Annotated in this window: 18 protein-coding genes, 1 tRNA gene and 2 riboswitches; of the genes, 14 read left to right on the plus strand and 5 right to left on the minus strand. The window is 59.3% G+C overall.

Annotated features, from left to right (window positions below; genetic code table 11):
* The first annotated feature begins 210 nt into the window (after window positions 1-210).
* From BUS06_RS02900 to BUS06_RS02935, 8 genes are all read left to right on the plus strand, one after another.
* The gene (locus BUS06_RS02900; RefSeq protein WP_074262905.1) at window positions 211-1,377 is read left to right on the plus strand and encodes a CaiB/BaiF CoA transferase family protein; all 1,167 of its coding nucleotides are present in this window, start codon (window positions 211-213) and stop codon (window positions 1,375-1,377) included.
* The gene (locus tag BUS06_RS02905; protein ID WP_074262906.1) at window positions 1,374-2,135 is read left to right on the plus strand and encodes an enoyl-CoA hydratase; all 762 of its coding nucleotides are present in this window, start codon (window positions 1,374-1,376) and stop codon (window positions 2,133-2,135) included. Before BUS06_RS02900 ends, BUS06_RS02905 begins: the two co-directional genes overlap by 4 nt.
* A gap of 26 nt (window positions 2,136-2,161) precedes the next feature.
* Window positions 2,162-3,466: an MFS transporter gene (locus BUS06_RS02910; protein ID WP_074262907.1), complete on the plus strand. Its 1,305-nt coding sequence runs from the start codon at window positions 2,162-2,164 to the stop codon at window positions 3,464-3,466.
* A gap of 452 nt (window positions 3,467-3,918) precedes the next feature.
* Window positions 3,919-4,659, plus strand: a complete 741-nt coding sequence (locus tag BUS06_RS02915; protein WP_074262908.1) for an SDR family NAD(P)-dependent oxidoreductase — start codon at window positions 3,919-3,921, stop codon at window positions 4,657-4,659.
* Between the two features lie 403 nt (window positions 4,660-5,062).
* A complete protein-coding gene (locus BUS06_RS02920) occupies window positions 5,063-5,623 on the plus strand; it encodes a hypothetical protein (RefSeq protein ID WP_143787449.1) in 561 nt (186 codons plus the stop codon).
* 297 nt (window positions 5,624-5,920) lie between these two features.
* Window positions 5,921-6,925 carry a TIGR04255 family protein gene (locus BUS06_RS02925; RefSeq protein ID WP_143787450.1) on the plus strand — a complete coding sequence of 335 codons (1,005 nt, stop codon included), beginning with the start codon at window positions 5,921-5,923 and terminating at the stop codon, window positions 6,923-6,925.
* Window positions 6,922-7,509, plus strand: coding sequence for a hypothetical protein (locus BUS06_RS02930; RefSeq protein WP_074262911.1), 588 nt, complete (start codon window positions 6,922-6,924; stop codon window positions 7,507-7,509). Before BUS06_RS02925 ends, BUS06_RS02930 begins: the two co-directional genes overlap by 4 nt.
* A 10-nt stretch (window positions 7,510-7,519) precedes the next feature.
* On the plus strand, window positions 7,520-8,173 hold the full coding sequence (locus tag BUS06_RS02935; protein ID WP_074262912.1) for a hypothetical protein: 654 nt from the start codon (window positions 7,520-7,522) through the stop codon (window positions 8,171-8,173).
* 501 nt (window positions 8,174-8,674) lie between these two features.
* On the opposite strand, the gene BUS06_RS02940 is transcribed toward BUS06_RS02935, so the two are convergent.
* The 3 genes from BUS06_RS02940 to BUS06_RS02950 form a co-directional block, all read right to left on the minus strand.
* Window positions 8,675-9,199 carry a response regulator gene (locus BUS06_RS02940; RefSeq protein ID WP_254368732.1) on the minus strand — a complete coding sequence of 175 codons (525 nt, stop codon included), beginning with the start codon at window positions 9,197-9,199 and terminating at the stop codon, window positions 8,675-8,677.
* An 84-nt stretch (window positions 9,200-9,283) separates the two neighbouring features.
* Window positions 9,284-9,634 carry a response regulator gene (locus BUS06_RS02945; protein ID WP_074262914.1) on the minus strand — a complete coding sequence of 117 codons (351 nt, stop codon included), beginning with the start codon at window positions 9,632-9,634 and terminating at the stop codon, window positions 9,284-9,286.
* A 6-nt stretch (window positions 9,635-9,640) separates the two neighbouring features.
* The gene (locus BUS06_RS02950; protein WP_074262915.1) at window positions 9,641-11,116 is read right to left on the minus strand and encodes an ATPase domain-containing protein; all 1,476 of its coding nucleotides are present in this window, start codon (window positions 11,114-11,116) and stop codon (window positions 9,641-9,643) included.
* A gap of 256 nt (window positions 11,117-11,372) precedes the next feature.
* Here BUS06_RS02950 and BUS06_RS02955 point away from each other — a divergent pair, with 256 nt between their 5' ends.
* Window positions 11,373-11,537, plus strand: a complete 165-nt coding sequence (locus BUS06_RS02955; protein WP_083611336.1) for a BrnA antitoxin family protein — start codon at window positions 11,373-11,375, stop codon at window positions 11,535-11,537.
* 95 nt (window positions 11,538-11,632) lie between these two features.
* On the opposite strand, the gene BUS06_RS02960 is transcribed toward BUS06_RS02955, so the two are convergent.
* Window positions 11,633-11,708, minus strand: a tRNA-Arg gene (locus tag BUS06_RS02960).
* A gap of 286 nt (window positions 11,709-11,994) precedes the next feature.
* Here BUS06_RS02960 and BUS06_RS02965 point away from each other — a divergent pair.
* On the plus strand, window positions 11,995-12,906 hold the full coding sequence (locus BUS06_RS02965) for a c-type cytochrome (RefSeq protein ID WP_074262916.1): 912 nt from the start codon (window positions 11,995-11,997) through the stop codon (window positions 12,904-12,906).
* Between the two features lie 149 nt (window positions 12,907-13,055).
* On the opposite strand, the gene BUS06_RS02970 is transcribed toward BUS06_RS02965, so the two are convergent.
* A complete protein-coding gene (locus BUS06_RS02970; protein ID WP_074262917.1) occupies window positions 13,056-15,140 on the minus strand; it encodes a UvrD-helicase domain-containing protein in 2,085 nt (694 codons plus the stop codon).
* A gap of 145 nt (window positions 15,141-15,285) precedes the next feature.
* Here BUS06_RS02970 and BUS06_RS02975 point away from each other — a divergent pair, with 145 nt between their 5' ends.
* The 4 genes from BUS06_RS02975 to gcvH all read left to right on the plus strand — a co-directional run bounded on the left by BUS06_RS02975 (window position 15,286) and on the right by gcvH (window position 19,029).
* A complete protein-coding gene (locus BUS06_RS02975) occupies window positions 15,286-16,338 on the plus strand; it encodes an oxidoreductase (RefSeq protein ID WP_074262918.1) in 1,053 nt (350 codons plus the stop codon).
* 229 nt (window positions 16,339-16,567) lie between these two features.
* Window positions 16,568-16,915, plus strand: coding sequence for a YdgH/BhsA/McbA family protein (locus BUS06_RS02980; RefSeq protein ID WP_074262919.1), 348 nt, complete (start codon window positions 16,568-16,570; stop codon window positions 16,913-16,915).
* Between the two features lie 154 nt (window positions 16,916-17,069).
* Window positions 17,070-17,173: riboswitch (glycine riboswitch) on the plus strand.
* Window positions 17,174-17,219: 46 nt separating this feature from the next.
* Window positions 17,220-17,381, plus strand: a riboswitch (glycine riboswitch).
* 84 nt (window positions 17,382-17,465) lie between these two features.
* Window positions 17,466-18,584 (plus strand): glycine cleavage system aminomethyltransferase GcvT, encoded by a 1,119-nt coding sequence (gene gcvT, locus BUS06_RS02985; RefSeq protein ID WP_074262920.1) that lies wholly within the window; start codon window positions 17,466-17,468, stop codon window positions 18,582-18,584.
* Between the two features lie 64 nt (window positions 18,585-18,648).
* Window positions 18,649-19,029, plus strand: coding sequence for a glycine cleavage system protein GcvH (gene gcvH / locus BUS06_RS02990; RefSeq protein WP_074262921.1), 381 nt, complete (start codon window positions 18,649-18,651; stop codon window positions 19,027-19,029).
* The last annotated feature ends 63 nt before the right edge of the window (window positions 19,030-19,092 follow it).

Below are 19,092 nucleotides of genomic sequence, written 5' to 3' on the forward strand. Positions count from 1 at the left end.
GCGGCTCCCCCGGTAGGCGACAGTGATCGCATAACGACTACCTGGAGACGAGATGCCATTGCGCGTCCTCATTGCGGCTATCGCCGCTGCCCAAACCTCTTTCTGATCCCTTATTGCAGCTGTGGCTGACGCTATGCGTGCCGCCGGGTTGCTGCTCTGCGCGGCTTTAACGCCGTACCTCCACTGAACTTTTTTCCGAGGAAACATGAGATGACGCAATCGACGCATCTACCGCTGCAAGGCATCCGCGTGCTGGACGTCAGCCAGGTCATGGCGGGACCGTTTTCCTGCATGCTGCTCGCGGACATGGGCGCTGACGTGATCAAGGTGGAACCCCTCGAAGGCGACCAGACGCGCGGCGCGATGGGCTTCAAGATGAAGGGGCCAGACAGCATGGGCTTCCTGAACATGAACCGCAACAAGCGCTCGCTGACGCTGGATCTCAAGAGCGACGAAGGACGCGAGTTCTTCTACGAGCTCGCCAAGACCGCCGACGTGATCGTGGAAAACTACCGGCCAGGTGTCGTGCAGCGGCTGCGCATCGACTACGAGACGATCAGGGAGATCAATCCCAAGATCGTGTACGCCAGCATTTCAGGCTTCGGTCAGAGCGGACCGTGGGCATCGCGACCGGGTTTCGATCTGATGGCGCAGGCCATGTCGGGCGTGATGAGCGTGACCGGCTACAAGGGTGAAAAACCGGTTAAGGCGGGCGTGCCGGTGGCGGACATCGGCTGTGCGCTGTTTGCTGTGTACGGGGTGCTTTCGGCGTACATAGGCGCTCAGAAGACGGGCGTGGGACAGCATATCGACGCCTCACTGTTCGATTCGGTAATGGCGTTCTCAATCTGGGACATGTCGGAATACTGGGGCACCGGTGTGCCGCCGACCCCGCTCGGCACCAGCAACAAGATGAGCGCCCCCTATCAGGCCGTGAAGGCACGCGACGACTACTTCGTGATGGGCGCGACCAACCAGAAACTGTGGAAGAAGCTGTGCGAGTTACTGGAGCGCCCTGATCTTGTCAGTCATCCTGACTATGCGAGCGTGTCGTTACGATTGAAGAATCGCGAGGCGTTGATCGAAGCGCTGGAGCAGGAATTCGGCAAGCGCGACAGCGCGGAGTGGGTCGACGTCATGCTTGCCGCCGGCATTCCGGCCGGCCCGATTCTGTCTTATCCAGAGGCGTTCGAGAGCGAGCACGCCGCGCATCGCCGCATGTGCATGGAGATCGATCATCCGAACGAAGGCAAGGTCAAGAACATCGGGTTTGCCGTCAAGATGCTCGGCACGCCACAGACGGTGCGTCGTCATCCGCCGCTGCTAGGCGAGCACAACGACGAGATCTACGCCGAAATCAACGGGACCAAGCCATGAACGAACCCGTCAGATTGACCGTCCATGAGTCGGGGGCGGCTGAGATTGTGATTGACCGGCCTGAACGGCATAACGCGATGACGATCGCGATGTACGAATCGCTGCTGGCGTTGGTCAGCGAGTGCGAAAGCGACGATGCCGTGCGCTGCATTCTGTTCCGTGGCGCGGGTGGCAAGTCGTTTATTTCGGGCACCGATATCTCGTACTTCAAGGACTTCCGCGATGGACGCGATGGCGTCGCTTATGAGGCGCTTGTCGAGCGGGTCATCGATGCGGTGGAGCGGATCCCGGTCCCTACGGTTGCTGTGATCGATGGGTGGGCCGTGGGCGGCGGCCTCGCGCTGGCGACGGCTTGCGACTTTCGCGTGTGCAGCGGTGCCTCGCGGTTTGGCGCGCCTATCGCCAAGACGCTTTCCAACACGCTGTCGTCGCGCAATATTGCGCGGTTGCACGCGGCTTTTGGCGTGCCCAGGGTCAAGAAGATGTTGATGCTCGCCGACTATCTCTCGGCTGAGGAAGCCTTGGCGTGCGGGTACGTCTATGACGTTTGCGGACAGGATGAACTGGGCAACGCTGCGCATGCGTTAGCGGAGCGGCTCATTGCGTTGTCGCCGGTTACGCAGAAAGCGGTAAAGGAGAGCCTGCGGCGCATTGTCGTCGAACAACGGCTCGATGATGAAGACCTGATCGAAGAGGTTTACGGCAGCGCCCGCTTCAGGGACGCCGTGGTCGCTTTCACCTCGGGCTCAAAGAAATAACGACACGGAAACGTGAGGAGACCGACATGAAACGATTCCAGCTCAAGGCGACCACCACCGTCCTTGTGATGCTGTGCCTGATGTACTTCATCACCTACGTCGACCGCGTCAACATAAGTACCGCTGCCGGGCAGTTCAAGTCTGAACTGGGGCTCAGCAACACGCAGTTGGGCTTCGTCTTTTCGGCGTTTGCGTATCCGTATGTGGTGTTTCAGTTTATCGGCGGGTGGGTTAGCGATCGGTTTGGGGCCAAGCGGACGTTGATCGCCTGCGCTTTGATCTGGGCTGTGGCGACAACGCTGACTGGATTGGCGGGTGGGTTCGGGACACTTGTTGCGGCGCGGTTGCTGTTGGGGCTCGGCGAAGGGGCTACGTTTCCGGCGTCTACGAGTGCGATGGCTTCGTGGGTGACGCGCGACAGACGCGGGTTGGCTCAAGGGATTACTCACTCGTCGGCGCGGTTAGGGAACGCGGTGGCGCCGATGCTCGTGCTCGCGTTGATGACCGCGTTTAACTGGAGGTTTTCGTTTTATCTGCTCGGTGCGCTTAGCGCTGGGTGGTTGGTGCTTTGGTATGTGACTTATACCGAGAAGCCTGGGGATCATCCGCGGATTACTGCGGAGGAAATTAGCAGCTTGCCGCCGCCGACGGTTCGGCCCGCGGAAGTACCAGGGACGTGGTTGCGGTTGTATCGGCGCTTGCTGCCGGTATCTGGGGTCTACTTTTGCTACAACTGGATTCTCTGGTTGATGCTCGACTGGATGCCGCTTTACTTCATGCATAGCTTCCATCTCAACATCAAGAAGGCGGTGCTGTTTACTTCCGGGGTGTTCGTTGCGGGGGTGTTTGGGGATCTGGTGGGTGGGTTGGTCAGCGACCGGTTGCTAAGGCGTACTGGAAATCTGAAGCTGGCGCGCAGTTATATGGTTTCGGTTTGTATGTCGTTGACGGGGTTGTCGTTGCTGCCCGTGCTGCTGATACACGATCCGATGTATTCGCTGGTTTTTCTCGCTGCGGCGATGTTCTTCAATGAGATGAATATCGGGCCTATGTGGGCTGTGCCGATGGATATCGCTTATGACCGGTCTGGGACAGCGAGCGGGATTATGAGTGGGACGGGGTTCACGGCGGCGATTGTTAGTCCGGTTGTGGCGGGGTATCTGGTTGATCGGTTGGGGAGCTGGGATGTGACTTTTTTGCTTTCTATCGGGGTGATGGTTTGTGGGGTGGGGATGACGTTTTTTATGCGGCCGGGGGTGGTGTTTGGGACGCAGCGCAGGAACGCGGGGCGAGTGGAGAGACGTGCTGCGCTGCCGCTTGTGGATGAGTAATGAGAGGGGGGCGATGTGAGTCGCCGCCTTGTTTGGCTGAACCCTGCATACGCTGAAAGGACTTAAAAAAACACTGTCGGGTTCTGAGCACTTGCGCCTGTCTCGCGGCTGTCTATCACGGATATCGCCCGCTCCTGCTATGCCTGAAAGGCATGTCCCCCTGCCCACAAGGTCTTTGTTGCGCCTTCTGCGGAAACCTATAGTCCTTGCACGGCCACCGGTTAAAGGTGGCGCTACAAAGCTCTTTGCCTGATTGCTGGAACCCTCGCAGACGAATGCCGTACTGCCGTCGACGTTTAAAGCGTACGAAGGTGGCTTTCGTCGATCGCTGCGATGGTGCGGAGCCAGGAAGATACTCGTTCTAAAAGTGCTCCGGGCAAAGATAACGGGCAATGAATCGTCAACCGAATCAGTGACGCGATGAATCGCGTACGGACTCCTTAGGAAATGACATGTCTAACTTAGCTCACAAAGTGGCCCTCGTTACCGGCGGTTCACGCGGTATTGGTGCGGCAATTGCGAAACGCCTCGCCGCGGATGGGGCGAGCGTGGCGCTCACATACGCGAAGGACGCGAACGCGGCTTCGGCCGTGGTCAAAGAGATCGAACTCAGCGGCGGGAAGGCTATTGCGATTCAGGCCGACGCTGCTGATGTTAACGCTGTCGAGGCTGCGGTTGAAAAGACCTTTACGACCTTCGGCCGGCTTGATGTGCTGGTGAACAATGCCGGTACAGCCATTCCGAAAACGTTCGAAGACACGACGCTGGAGGAGATGGATAAAGTGATCGACATCAACATCCGCGGCGTATTCGCTACGACCAAGGCTGCGCTGAAGCGTTTGAGTGACGGTGGTCGCATCATCATGATCGGTTCGGCGGTGGGCGAGCGGGCTATTACGCCTGGGTTGGTGCCTTACGCGGCTACCAAAGCGGCTGTCAGGATGTTCACTCAGGCGCTTTCTAGAGAGGTTGGGGGCCGGGGTATTACGGTCAACAACGTTCAACCGGGGCCGATTGATACGGACCTGAATCCCGCTTCGGGCGATTGGGCTGTGCCGCAGAAGGCTGCCACGGCGCTTGATCGATATGGGCGCGCTGAGGAGATTGCTGCGATGGTGGCGTTCGTTGCTGGGCCGGAGGGGTCGTACGTTACCGGGACGAATCTTACGGTCGATGGGGGGATGAATGCTTGAGGTGGGGTAAGTGTTCAATGTCCGGGTTTGGGCAGCGTGATGGCCGTGTGGGCGGGATGGCGAGTCGATGGACCAACGGAGTCGGCTCCTCTCGGCGAGCGACCGCCGACAACACAAGCGGTTATCGAATGCAGCAGCCATTGCAGGCTGCAGTCAACTTATGTGCAAGGCATATTCAGCCCATTGCCATCATTCGATTCGCCTGCGCACACCCGCCCTAAAAACTCTATGATTGTTTGCTCATGCAAGGTCGGCCGCGGCCTCTCGGGCAGAGGGGACGAGCGTGGCAGAATGAATCAGGCGTAATTGCCCGTTATCGACAGGTGTGCGGCGCATTGGCACTCGCGACGGGTTATATCGTTGCAAACGGGTTACGGAGATTACGCAGCACTGGGGAAAGGACGTGAAAGAGGATTCTGATCCATCGTTTTCCCAAGAACTTGCTGGCCTAGCCGAGTGGGATCGAGCTTTTTGGCTCTCGCGCGCGTTCCTCGAAGCGAGTCGATGCTTGTGCGAAAGCATGTCCGAAGGTGGTTTCAGTTCTCAGTATTCCTCGAGTCGAGTCATATTGCACCTAGCTCGCCAAGGCGTTGAGTTGTTCCTGAAAGGAGCGATTGCCGCTGTTTCTGGGCAAGGCTCAGCGCCGAAGACCCACGACTTAAGCAGACTCTTCCTCGACTATCGTCGCCTTTATCCCGAGTTAAGGTTTTCTTTCAAAGTCCCACCCCGCTTCAGCGTCAGCCTAAACTTCGACCTATTTCCGGACGATCAGGAGCGGTTCCATTCGACATTGGATCAGCGCCATAGATATCCCTCGGATCGAAAGGGCAACACGTTTGCCACCAGGGAGGTGTTTGATCCGATAGAGACGTTGAAGGAACTCGAAGAACTTGATCGCGAGTTGAAAGTCTTGGAGTGGGCACGCATTCGACCGCATTTACGTGGCGAACCCGAGATCAAGTAGGAATCGTGTTGCGCGGCCAGCGACTTTGGGTTAACAGGCGAGACGTCGCAGCCATGCGTATCGCAGGGCACAGTGCTGCCGCTGCGGATACGCGGACCGGCACTCTGGTCGTCTCAACACTGGCGTTCCCTGGACGAAAAAATCCCGCAACGCCTTCTCTGGCGGTGATTTTCAGGATTTGAGCGAATTTCAGCGGGAATCGAGATGGTGCGCCCGGCTGGGATCGAATCAGCAACCATTGCCTTCAGAGTTTTACCAGCGCACCACGATCCCCTATAAATCAATGTCTTGCGCAACTTGCAAACTGCAAAACCAAGGCTAAACAAGGTCAATCAAGGCCATCCAAGGCCGCCCCAACTGTATTTTCACTGTACAGACCGTTCGGCAATCAAGACCAGCAACCTGCCCGATCGCATCAAGGTAGCGCTTCACAACGTGTCTTTCGCGCACCCATTCCTGATATCCTTGCGCTATCAACGCACGTTTAACGCAGGCTGGGCCACTTCGATGGGCATCATCTATAAGAATCCGTCTCTCGTGGAAGTGATATGCGAGCTTCATTGGGAACTTACGCCCGTCGCGATTCCGCCTAACATGGGCGTGGACCCGTTCCTAGATGTGATCCGAGCCGACCTGACCCCACGCTTAAATGCGGCAGGATTCGTGAATTCGCAGGAATTGGCGCACCCGCAAGTGCCCCGGCAATTTCTGGCGTGGCAACCGATAGTGCGCTTCGCGCCAGCGCCGGATACATGGCCCAAAATCCAGCTCGGACCAGGCATCTTCACCGTTAACATGGCCGGCCCGAACTACACGGGTTGGCCGGACTTTCAGCCAGCAGTCGATTCAGCCGTCGGAGCACTGATTGAATCGTTCCCCACGCCAGAGAAATTTCTGCGACTCAAATCGTTGCAGCTTAAATATCTCAATGCATTCACTAACAAGCATGACTACCAAACTTACGCACAATTTGCGTCTACATATTTGGGATTGAAATCCGTATTGCCTAGTGCTTTTATTGAACGAATTGGTGTGACGGCGGCTGAAATTTCGACAAACTCGCAAACTAAGCTGCCTATCTCAACGCCAAGTGATTCTTATATAACAGTTCAAGTTTCAGAAGGATTGGTCAATCAAACGCCTGGATGCGTATTGCAGCTCGCAGTCGAGAAGACTTCCAAAACAGAGCCGAAGCAAATAATGCCTTGGTTCCGCGAAGCCAACATTGCTGCGCGCGAAGCATTTCAATCCCTTGCGACACCTCGCCTAATTGAGTTGATGCGCCCTGAGGAGAAGAGATGACTGCGACCACATATAATTCCACGTTTCACCAGACCCGCGCCATCACGTGGCCGTTTTCGTCGTCGACGGATACGACATTAGAAGGATTTCCGGTCATTGAGATAGAGCGACAACCTTCCTCTGCTTACAGTATGCCGATGGGTACTGTGATAGGTGGTTCAATTTTTTCAATGAAAATCGATATTACAAGCTCCGCGACAGGTGCTGAAATAATCGTGGAAACTCGTCCTGCAGACAGAGCGCGCGAGAAACTACTCCTCGAACGACAGATCCTCACTTTCCTCAATCTTGACGGCCTTGAGGACGAGGAAGCGAAGAATCTGCTAACCCAAGCTGTCCCAGAGGCACTCGTGTTCATAGGGGAGCTTCCGCAAGAGATACCGCTACCGAAGGCTACTATCGCTTTCGACGGCATCGTCACGCTGGAATGGCAAGACGGCTTAAAGAGAGCTGCCGCAATGTTCGAAGGTGACGACGATTATGGATACGCATACTTCCGTAACGGAACATACGTTCCTGGAAAGTCCGTTGCGGTCGCAGGAAACGGGATTCCCGAAGACTTGACGAGTTATCTTACTGCCTAATTTTCAAGCGATGGCTGACACTAATACCGAGCATAAGCCGGATGACTCAGAAATTTCGCCCGGGGAGGTTTTCGACGAAGAAGATATCCTCTTAGCAGCGGTGGAGCCAATGAATTGGCAGGATGGCGTATTCAACGGCCAGGCGTTTCAAAAGAAATATCTAAAAGCACGCCAACAATCGGTAGCGAGGCAATGTTATTCGTCGCCCGCGCGGCTGAAATTTTTTGTTTTTGACCAACTTCTTCTTAATAAGCCCGAGCGTAAAGTCAAGGGCACGCAACGCTTCAATAGTCGAGCGCTTAGAGATTTGAAATCGGATGACGGCACGAAACAATTTGTAGTCATCGATGCGCCCCTTGCGGTGAGAAACAAAATCGACTTCGCCCACGCTCACATCGGGTTTACTGATAAAGTCAACCGAGGCGGGAACAGTGCCCAAGCCGCGGCAATCCTAAATCTGCGTGACCTGCTCAAGCGGAGCGGTGGCGTTAAATGGGTATGGTTACAATTTCCGCCGCCACCGCTCATTTATCTGCGTCCGTCCGAGTTTCGACTGGCGCGACACCGGTTGCGCCTTCGGAGAGAAGGCATAGATAAGGAATTTCTGAAAGCAGAGGCAGAACGCCAAAAAGCGGCAGAGGACTCCACAAAGGCGCGTACCTAAGTATTTGCGTTGGCCGGCGTCGAAGTGCGTCTAAACGCATCACTCCTTCGGGCGACGAACCAAGTTGCTAATCGGCGCCGCAAGGCGCTTGTCGCCACGTGGCCCGATGCATTAAAACCACCCAGCCAAGCGATGCCCGCAGGCGCGGAGGGGACTGCAAAAAAGCAGAGCTATTTTTGAGCGATGGTGGCCGGACCCTTCGGACCAACGATACGGTCACGAGCCCTTGAGCGCTACGCCGATCCAGCAACACCGATCACCTTGGTCATCCGACCTCCAGCCAACTTGATGGAGCCAAAGGCCGCAGTGCCTCAAAAACGTCCCCTCCGCTCCCGACGAGGTGACGGGCCGAAATAGGTAGGCTACGGCGCTTCACATTCCGCAGCAGCTGGCGCTTTTTTGGAGAGTTGCAATCCGCGAATGCCGCGACTATCGTGGCCTTGTCTCCTCTCCATATCGCCTGCTGATATGGAATTGCCCGTCCTTGAGGCGGGCGTTTTTTTACAGGCTTTCGTCTGCACCGTCGGGATCCGTTAGAGGGCGCGTGCACAAGTCGCTAACGGTTGTAAGAAAGAGCGCCACGGCCACTGGCTTCTTTAAGCAGAGATCCCAGCCGGGCTGGAGAAAATCCGGTGGTGGCGTGGCTGACTGTCCGAGAATCGGGATATGTGCGAGATCGGGTCGAGCCCGAATCGCGTGGCTTAGGGTCAGCCCGTCCATCAATGGCATTATCCAGTCGGTGACAATGAGGTCGGGCACGTCGTGTTTGAGGCATTCGAGCGCCTCGATGCCATTGCTCGCGCAAGTCACCCTGTATCCTTCGTTGACAAGGATCAGTGACCAGACGGTGAGAAGCTGCGGCTCATCATCCACGAGCAAGATAGAGTACATCTGTGGCCACCGATTGGTCAGTTTTCGTTTTTCGCTGCCGCCACGTTGCGCAAGAAACGGTCCCAAGGAGCGCTCGCCGCCACAGCGTTTGTTTGTCTTCTCGCGAGTACCTTTATGCGAGACGCGTGCAAACATAGGTGCTTACTTTGGGACGCTCGGCACGTGGTAGGGTCGCGAGCGATCAATCGACCAATTCATGCCCTCGCCAGGGGCCCAGGCTCAAGGCAGCATTTTCTCGATGATTGGAAGCAGCATGTCGAGTGAGAGAGGCTTGCGGCAATAGGCGATCACGGGATTGGGCTGTCGCGGTATGTCAACGGCTGCGCTGCAAAGGATTATCGGGATTGACCGCAGGTCCGGATCTGCGAAGAGGGCAGCGCATAGCTCTGGGCCGGACATGACTGGCATCATGCAGTCACTGAGAATGAGGTCCGGCCGGGCCTTGCGGATCAGCTCAAGCGCGACCGCACCGTCGGGCGCTGTCATGACGGCATAGCCGACCTGTTCGAGCAGCAGGCTCCAGATAGTCAGAAGATCGAACTCATCATCCACGACCATGATCGTTTTCATGGCGCGTCAACTGTCGAGCCGGCCAACAATCCCTGCGGCGGCCCCGCGGCCACCGAGCAAACTCGCCGCACCCGGAAAAGCGTCGACAACATCGAGTCCTTTCTCGGTAATGACGAGCTCCCGAAGCGAAGAATCGTGCGCGCTTTCGCGCTGTTTGACCACGGAGATCATTCGATGCAGACCAGTGTCGGTTTCCGCATAGCGCAGCAAAATGAGATTTTCAGTCATGGCCGAGAGACGCATCCCGCGCATAACGGAGGGATCGGAATTGAACGGCACTTCTTCTGTGAGAAGCGTTGTCACCCCTGCGGCGCGTAACTGATGAGTCAATGCGTTGAGGAACAGACCAAACCGGCCAGTGCGCATTGCTGAATCACGAAACCCGTCGATACCGTCAAGCACAAGGCGCGTCGCGCCGGTCTGCTTTACCGTAGCGAGAGCGGTAGCTGCCAGTTCGTCTATTGCCAGTTCAATGGCCGGTTGCCACTGGACGGTCAGCCGCCCGTCGTCGCACGCCGCCTGCAACGGAATTGAAACGGATTCAGCCTTGCCGATGAGCCGTTGCGGCGACTCGTAAAAGCCAAGATAGACGGACTTTTCGCCGCGTTGCGCACCGGCCGATAGAAACTGCAGCCCAAGCAGCGTCTTGCCGATTCCTGATGCGCCCATCAGCGTGGTCGTGGAGCCCTTTATAAACCCTCCGCCGAGCAACTCATCAAGACGTGGAATACCCGATCCGAGGCGCGCCTTGAGATCGGCCGGTCCAGGCTGCTCCGCACATCGTGCTTCCAGCCGTGGAAACATGACATGGCCGCTGTCCGTTATACGAAAAAAATGCTTGCCGAGCATGTGATCGCGAGCACGCATCTTGTGGACTTCAATTTCGCGTGTGCGGCGCATGCCATCGCTGTAACGGTTGAGCTCAATCAGGCCGTCGACGAGCGTATGTTCGGGATGCGGCTCATTACCCGACAAAGGAGCCAGCAGCAACGTCGTACAGTTCATGGCAGCAACCAGCGCGTTCAACTCATGGATGAACTTGGACAGCGAGAGGTCCGTTTCACTGAACTCGCGTGCGCTGCGAAAGCCATCGACGATGAGCAGACCCGGGCGGTACTGGTGGAGGCTCAAGGCAACCTGCTTGAGGAAGCCATCAAGTCCGCCCTGCATAAGCGCGTGATAGCCCGAGACGAAAAACATTTTCTCCGCGACCGCTTTCTCGTCAAAGAAGCTGAGTGCGCTCAAATGCCCGAGGAGTTTGTCGTGCGATTCAGCGATCAAGGTCATATACAGCACCTTCTCGCCCTGGAGGACACGATGGAAGCCGATCTGGCTCGACAGAATTGTCTTGCCCGCGCCAGCCATGCCTTCTATCAGGTACAAAGCGCCGCCGACCAGACCTCCGCCGAGAATGGTATCGAGGCCCGGTACACCCGTTTCGACGTTCGAATGGCGCGACGCTGGAGATGTGTGAGTTGTCATTTTTTGAATCGTCTGCGAAGGTTCAAACAAGGGGCCGCCGCGGAATCAGCAAATCCCCCAATAGAAAGCAAACCGTGTACCTGACTCGCCGCGCCGACAGGAAAGCGCACCCGACAAGGTGCAACGAAATTTTACCTTCTCGGTATCGTTTGTGATGGTCGAAGCATGGAGAGATGGAGCCCGAGTCGTTGGCCCACTGGTGCGTTTTGCGCGCGCAGGTCGAGCATCACGACCGCTTTACATCAAAGCGTGACGGTTGCCTGGACCGACTCAGGGATGGGAAAGGTCGATCAGCTTCAAGGTCGCGGTAACGGTTCGATACGACGCTGGGATTATCGATCGCTTCCGAGCAAGCGGGGACGGCTGGCAAACGCGGATGAATGACGGGCTGTGCGACTGGCTCAAGACGCACCGCGTATGACGCACACCCCACGCCATACGTCAGCGAGTGGGTGTAATTTAGGCGTGGTTCAGGAAAGCAGAAACAGGCAAATTCGCGAGAACCCCTGTCAAAGTTGGTGCGCCCGGCTGGGATCGAACCAGCAACCCCTGCCTTCGGAGGGCAGTACTCTATCCATTGAGCTACGGGCGCATTGACACGAAAAGCGCCGTAAAACCGTGAAACCGGCACCAAATCGAGACCGAGAGGATACCCGGTTTCAGCCGACCCGTCCACCGACCGCCCGGCGCACGCCACGGGCGATCCAGCCCATATCCCCCAGCCCAAACCGCCGATAGGGGTAAACGCCCGCTGAATACCCCCCGCCAGCCCTCGCCGCCGCTGAAACCTTCCGTCTATAATCGCCAGTGGCTATAAAGAATAAGGTCGTTGGCGTCACGCTGTACCGCTCACAATACCCACGGGAGACGAGACAAGCATGAGCGAAGCACCAAATCACGAAGCCCCGATCAAGACACCCGGGCAGCTCATTGCCGCCATCATTGCCGGTTTTGCTATTCCGGTCGTCATCATCGTCCTGCTCGCGATCTACGCGGACAACTGGACGCGCACCGGCGCCGGTACCGACAGTCTCTCCGACGCCGAGGTCAGCGCCCGCATCGCGCCGCTAGCCCAGGTCGACATTCGCGACGCCAACGCGCCGCGCGTCTACAAGACCGGCGAGGAAGTCTACAAGGCGGTCTGCTCGGCCTGTCACGCCACCGGAGCGGCAGGCGCACCGAAGTTCACCAACACCACGGACTGGGCACCGCGCATCGCGCAAGGCTACGACACGCTCGTGCACACCGCCTTGACCGGCACGGGCGCCATGCCCCCCCGCGGCGGCACCAGCCCAGACGACTATAGCGATTTCGAGATTGCCCGCGCCGTCGTCTATATGGCGAACAATTCCGGCGGCAATTTTGCCCAACCGGCGGCCCCGACAGCAGCGCAAGCGGCCTCAGGCGCTGCCGCGGCGGCTGCACCCGCGTCCGGCGCCCCGGCTGACGCCAGCGCAGCAGCGGCGTCCCAGGCAGCGGCCGCGCTTGCCTCGATCGCCAGCGCACCCGCAGCCGCGCCTGGCGGAGACGCGGCGCAAAGCGCGGACGCCTCGCAGGCCGGCAAAGCGCTCTATACGCAGGTTTGCCAGGCGTGTCACGCCGCTGGCGTGCTGAATGCCCCGAAGTTCGGCGACAAAGCGGCATGGGCACCGCGTCTCAAGGACCCGATGGACACGATTTACAACTACGCGCTGCACGGCAAGGGGGCGATGCCGCCTAAGGGCGGATCGAACGCGTCCGATGCCGACGTGAAGGCCGCCGTCGACTACATGGTCAGCGCAGCGAAGTAAGCGGTAACCGGTGCGCGGGCCAGGCGCCAGCTAAACAGCAAGACCCAAAAGAAAAATCCCTGCACCGTGGCAACACGAGCAGAGATTTTTTACGTTCAGGCGCTGACTAGCGCTAAGGCACCGGACGCCATAGGGGCAAAAGCCACGCCTCAAGGCTTCTGCAACAACGCCTTCAAACTCGCCAACCTGTCCTTCGGCGTCATCGGGGCTTCCTCCGCCGTCGGCGGCGGCGCCTCGTCCAGTCCCATCTCTGGAATAAACCGCGACGGCTCGCACACCACCGTCTCCCGCGCGCGCTTTCTCTTCTTGCACCAGTTCAGATGCAAGCTGCGCTGCGCCCGCGTAATCGCCACGTACATCAGCCGGCGCTCTTCCTCGATGCGCGCGTCGTCGATTGGCGCGTCGTCCGAGCCGCCGCGGTGCGGCATGATGCCTTCCTCGACGCCCACCAGAAACACGTGCGGATACTCGAGCCCCTTCGACGCGTGCACCGTCGAAAGCCGCACCGCGTCCGGATCTTCCTCTTTACCTTCGAGCATCGACATCAGCGCCACCGTCTGGATCAGGCCCAGCAGGTTCTTGCCGGTATCCGCGAGACCGTCCGCGTTGTCGTAGCCGGTCGCCTCGGAGCCCGCTTCCGGCTCGGGCTTGGTGCCCTTGCGCTTCAACCACTCCACGAACTCCAGCACGTTCTGCCATTTCGACTGAGCCTGGCGCTCGTCGAACGCGTCGTAAAGGTAGGCCTCGTAGTGGATCGCGTCCATCAGGTCGTTGAGCACCTCGGTGGCCGGATCTTTTTCAGCGCGGTCGGTGAGGCGCTGCATGAAATCGCAGAAGGTGCGCAGCGGCTCGACCTGGCGCACCGACAGCCGCGCCTCGATCCCGCCCATATACACCGCCTCGAACAGCGACACCTTCGCCTGACCCGCGAACGATCCAAGCGCCTCGAGCGTCGTGTTGCCCACGCCGCGCCGCGGCGTAGTAATGGCGCGGATGAAAGCAGGATCGTCGTCGGCGTTGGCGATCAGCCGCAGATACGCGCAGATATCCTTGATCTCGGCCTTGTCGAAGAACGACTGCCCGCCCGACAGTACATACGGAATCCGCTCGCGCCGCAGCACCTGCTCGAAGATCCGCGCCTGGAAATTGCCGCGATACAGGATCGCGTAGTCGCGGAACTGCGCACGCCGTTCGAACTTATGCGCGGACAAGCGAAATACCACGGACTCGGCTTCGTGTTCCTCGTCATTGCAGCCCGTCACGGTGATCGTGTCGCCCATGCCGTGTTCGGACCACAGTTTCTTCTCGAACAGCTTCGGGTTGTTCGCGATCACGTTGTTGGCGGCCGTCAGAATCCGCACCGTCGACCGGTAGTTCTGCTCCAGCTTCACCAGATGCAGCTTCGGAAAATCCTTGCCGAGTTGCGCCAGATTCTCCAGGGTCGCACCGCGCCAGCCGTAGATGGCCTGATCGTCGTCGCCCACCGCCGTGAATGCAGCGCGCGGGCCGGCCAGCTGCTTCAGCAGCTCGTACTGGCACGCATTGGTGTCCTGGTACTCGTCGATCAGCAGATAGCGCAGCTTGTTCTGCCAGCGGTCGCGCACCGCTTCGTTCTTCGCGAAGAGCTCGGCGGGCAGGCGGATCAGATCGTCGAAATCCACCGCCTGGTAAGCGTGCAGCGTAGCGACGTAGTTGCGGTAAACAATCGCCGCCTGGTGCTCGTCCTCGTTCGCCGCAATCGCCACCGCCTCTTCCGGCATGATCAGGCCGTTTTTCCACAGCGAGATGATCGACTGGATCTTGCGGATGAAACCCTTATCCGTCGAGCCGACCTGTTCCTGGATCATGCCGAAGCAGTCGTCCGAATCCATGATCGAGAACTGCGGCTTCAGGCCCACGTGTTCGGCCTCCTGACGCAGAATCTGCACGCCGAGCGAGTGGAAGGTACACACCGTCAACTGATTGACGGGCACCTTGCGGCCTTCCTTGCCGGGCGTGGTCAGCGTCTTGCCCTCGAGCAGCTTGCCGACGCGCTCGCGCATTTCCGCCGCCGCCTTGTTCGTGAAGGTAACGGCCGCGATATGGCGCGGCTCGAAGCCTTTGACTTCGATCAGGTGCGCAATTTTCTGCGTAATCACGCGCGTCTTGCCACTGCCTGCGCCGGCAAGCACAAGACAGGGACCATCGAGGTAGCGCACCGCTTCGTTTTGAGCGGGATTTAGGCCAGCGGACATCGTGTTTGGGCGGGGGGTGTTGCGGGTTGAGGGTGCGGGCAGGGATGCTAACACGAAGCCGGTGACGGCTCGGACATGCCACAATTACAGGCCGCGCGTCGTCGCCGCGGTGGCAAAGCGGCGCGCATTCTTGCAGGAAACTCACATGTCTGCACCGCTGAAAACAGGATTGATGGGTTACGGTTTTGCTGGCGCCACCTTCCACGCGCCGGTGATCGAGCACTGCGGCCGGGCCACGGTCGCTGCGATCGCGACAAGCAAGCCCGAGCCGGCTCGGGCTGACTGTCCGCACGCCAAAGTCGTGCCCGATCTCGATGCGCTGCTCGCGCTCGACGACATCCAATGCGTGGTGATTGCCACGCCAAACGACACCCACTTCGACCTCGCCAAACGCACGCTCGAAGCCGGCAAGCACGTGGTGGTCGACAAACCGGTCACGCTGACGGCCACGGAGGCGCTCACGCTCGCCAACCTGGCGCTGGCGCGAGGCCTCACCTTCGCGCCGTTCCACAACCGTCGCTGGGACGGCGATTTCCTCACCGTTCGCGACCTGCTCGCCAGCGGTGAGCTGGGCCGTATTACCCACTACGAGTCGCATTTCGACCGCTTCCGTCCGGATGTGCGGCCGCGCTGGCGCGAGGAAGCGTCGCGCGGCGGCGGCCTGCTGTTCGATCTCGGGCCGCATCTGATCGACCAGGCGCTGGCGCTCTTCGGCACGCCCGCCACGGTGTCGGCCACCGTCAAAACGCATCGCGATGGCGGGGGCGCCACCGACTACGTTCATCTGCAGCTGGGCTACGCGGATCTCGAAGTCGTGCTGCACGCAACCACCCTCACCGCGCTCGCGCCGCCGCGCTTTGCAATCGACGGCACGCGCGGCAGCTACGTCAAGCGTGAACTCGACACCCAGGAAGATCAGTTGCGAGCAGGTTTGCGCCCGGGTGACGCCGGTTTTGCTGGCGGCAACCCGGCGGGTCTGCTGCGCGTACTGGACGCGAGCAATCAGGAAACTGAACGCGCCCTGCCGACCCGCGACGGCGACTATATCGGCTTCTATCGCTCGTTGGCGGCAGCCATCCTCGATGGCGAGCGTTTCCCGGTTAGTCCTCAGGACGCCGTCGACGTCATGACGATCATCGAACTGGCCGCGCGCAGCGAAGAGGAAGGCCGGCGCCTGCCCTTCGAGCGAATTCGCTGAGATCGCCGCGCAAGTCGCAGCTTACATGCTGACAACCGCTGCTAACAGTTCCGAAAGGGACGGTCCGTTACAATATGTTTCTGAATTCAGGTCATCGTGTGGCTGCGGCTAGCCGTTGCTTCACGATATCGATCTAACCGTCGATCAAGACCACGACGACCGCAGGCAACTGCATGGGACCGGAGTAAGCGCTCAAGCGCTAACTCCGACCAACAAAAGGAGAGTACGCATGCAACGTTTCACCCGTGCGCTGGCAAGTCTGGCACTGGTTTCTTCGCTGGCCGCCTGTGTGGTCCCGCAACAGGCACCGCCCCCGGGACCTAACCCGCACGAAATCGCAGTTCAGCGCCTGAATCAGGTTTACGGCCGTGCCGACAACCTGAGCCGCCGCATCGACAATCACGTCAATCAAGGCTACTACCCGCCCCCGCAAGGTGGCGCGCTGCATCACCGCCTCGACGTGATCCGTCAGGAAGCGCGTGACATGTCTGCCCAGCATGGTGGTGGCCTGTCGGGCGAAGAGCAACGCGTGCTGAACCAGGAACTCGACGGCGCAGCACACGCAATCGGCGAGTAAGCCGCTCAGTCAATCTGTTCAGCAATTCGCTGTGAAAGCACAGGCGCGGGGGTCATTCCCCGCGCTTTTTTTTGGCGCTCGCGCCGCCCGCTGCACCGCCGCATAGCTCTCCAAAGCCTTCATTTGACAAGCCTCGGGGCCTCGCGTACATTCGCCGCACGCGTCGGGAGAGAGCGTTGGCCGCCATGTTTTTTGTGGGCCGCGCCGCCGAAGGGGCACACCCACAAACTCTCAGGCAAAAGGACCGGCTGCGTCGAAGAACCCGTCTGATTCCGGCATCGTCCGGGCTTCATCAGGCACCGGTTTTTTGCACTCTGGAGAGCGGCAGTAGCCACCGGCATCGACCATCGTCGAGCCAGGCAGGCTGCCCACCGAAGGGGCGCGCGCTTCACCGTGATGGCTTGCAGTCACTTGCAAACCCGCACGGCAGCGCAATCTCTCAGGTATCGAGGACAGAGGGGTCATGCATGGCATCGCTCGCAGGCTTTTGGCCGCGAGGAATGAAGCCGCATGGCCTTTTTGTTATCCGTCGAGATTGCCTGAGGCCCTGATGACCGAACTCAAACACACCCCGCTTAACGCCACCCATCGCGCGCTGAAGGCCCGCATGGTCGATTTCGGCGGCTGGGACATGCCCGTCAACTACGGCTCGCAAATCGACGAACACCACGCGGTGCGCACCGACGCCGGTATGTTCGACGTGTCGCACATGTGTGTGGTCGATTTCACCGGTGAGCGCGTCCGCGCGTTCTTCGAACACGCTATCGCCAACAACGTCGGCAAGCTGCAAACGCCGGGCAAAGCGCTCTACACCTGCCTGCTGAACCCAAACGGCGGCGTCATCGACGATCTGATCGTCTATTTCTTCTCCGAAACCCACTTCCGCCTGGTGGTCAATGCTGCCACCGCAGAAAAGGACATCGCCTGGTTCGGCAAGCTCAACGGCGAAGGCAGCTATGGCCTGACCATCACGCCGCGCCGCGATCTGTCGATCGTCGCCGTGCAAGGTCCGAACGCCCGCGAGAAGGTCTGGCAAGTCGCGCCGTCCACCCGTACGTCCACCGAACTCCTCAAGCCGTTTAACGCCGCCATCGTCGAGAACACGCCGTTCGGCGAATTGATGGTTGCCCGCACCGGCTACACCGGCGAAGACGGTTTCGAAATCGTGCTGCCTTCCACGTCCGTCTGCGAGTTCTGGGACGCATTGGTGCGCCAGGGCGTGCGCCCCGCCGGTCTCGGCGCGCGCGACACGCTGCGCCTCGAAGCCGGCATGAACCTGTACGGCCAGGACATGGACGACAATGTCTCGCCGCTTGACGCCGGTCTCGCCTGGACCGTAGATCTGAATTCGCCGCGCGACTTCGTCGGCAAGGCGAAACTTGAAGCGGACGGTTGCCAGTGCGCTTTCGTCGGACTGATCCTGCAAAAGGAAAACGGCAAGGCTGCCGGCGTGCTGCGCGCCCATCAGAAGGTCGTCACGCCGCACGGCGAAGGCGAAATCACCAGCGGCACATTCTCGCCCACCATGCAGGAATCCATCGCCTTCGCACGCGTGCCGAAGGACGTGAAGCCCGGCGATGTCGTCCACGTGCAAATCCGTGACAAAGCCCTTCCCGCAAGCGTGGTAAAACTGCCGTTCGTGCGCAACGGCAAAGTTCTTGCTGCTTAAGCTTTCGTTGCGCGCGCTTCCTCCTTTTTAAGTTTTTACCGTACACACCGCACAGGAGCATCCGATGAGCATCCCGGCCGATCTGAAATACACCGAATCGCACGAATGGGTCCGCACCGAAGCAGACGGCACGCTGACGGTCGGCATTACCGACCACGCGCAAGAAGCGCTCGGCGACATCGTCTTCTTCGAAGTCCAGGAACTGGGCAAAACCGTTAGCGCCGGCGACACCGTCGCCGTCATCGAATCCGTGAAAGCCGCCTCCGATATCTACGCGCCGGTCTCGGGCGAAATCATCGAAGCGAACACGGCTGTCGCCGACACGCCCGACTCCGTCAACAGCACGCCGTATGACAGCTGGCTGTTCAAGATCAAGCCGGCAGCCGATGCGACGCATGACCGCCTGATCGACGCCGACGCGTACAGCAAGTCGATCGGCGAGTAAGTTATTTCAAACCCGCTTTAACCGTCAGGTGCGGCGTCCGACGAACGCGGATGGCCGCGCCGC

Source organism: Paraburkholderia phenazinium (assembly GCF_900141745.1).
Lineage (GTDB): Bacteria > Pseudomonadota > Gammaproteobacteria > Burkholderiales > Burkholderiaceae > Paraburkholderia > Paraburkholderia phenazinium_B.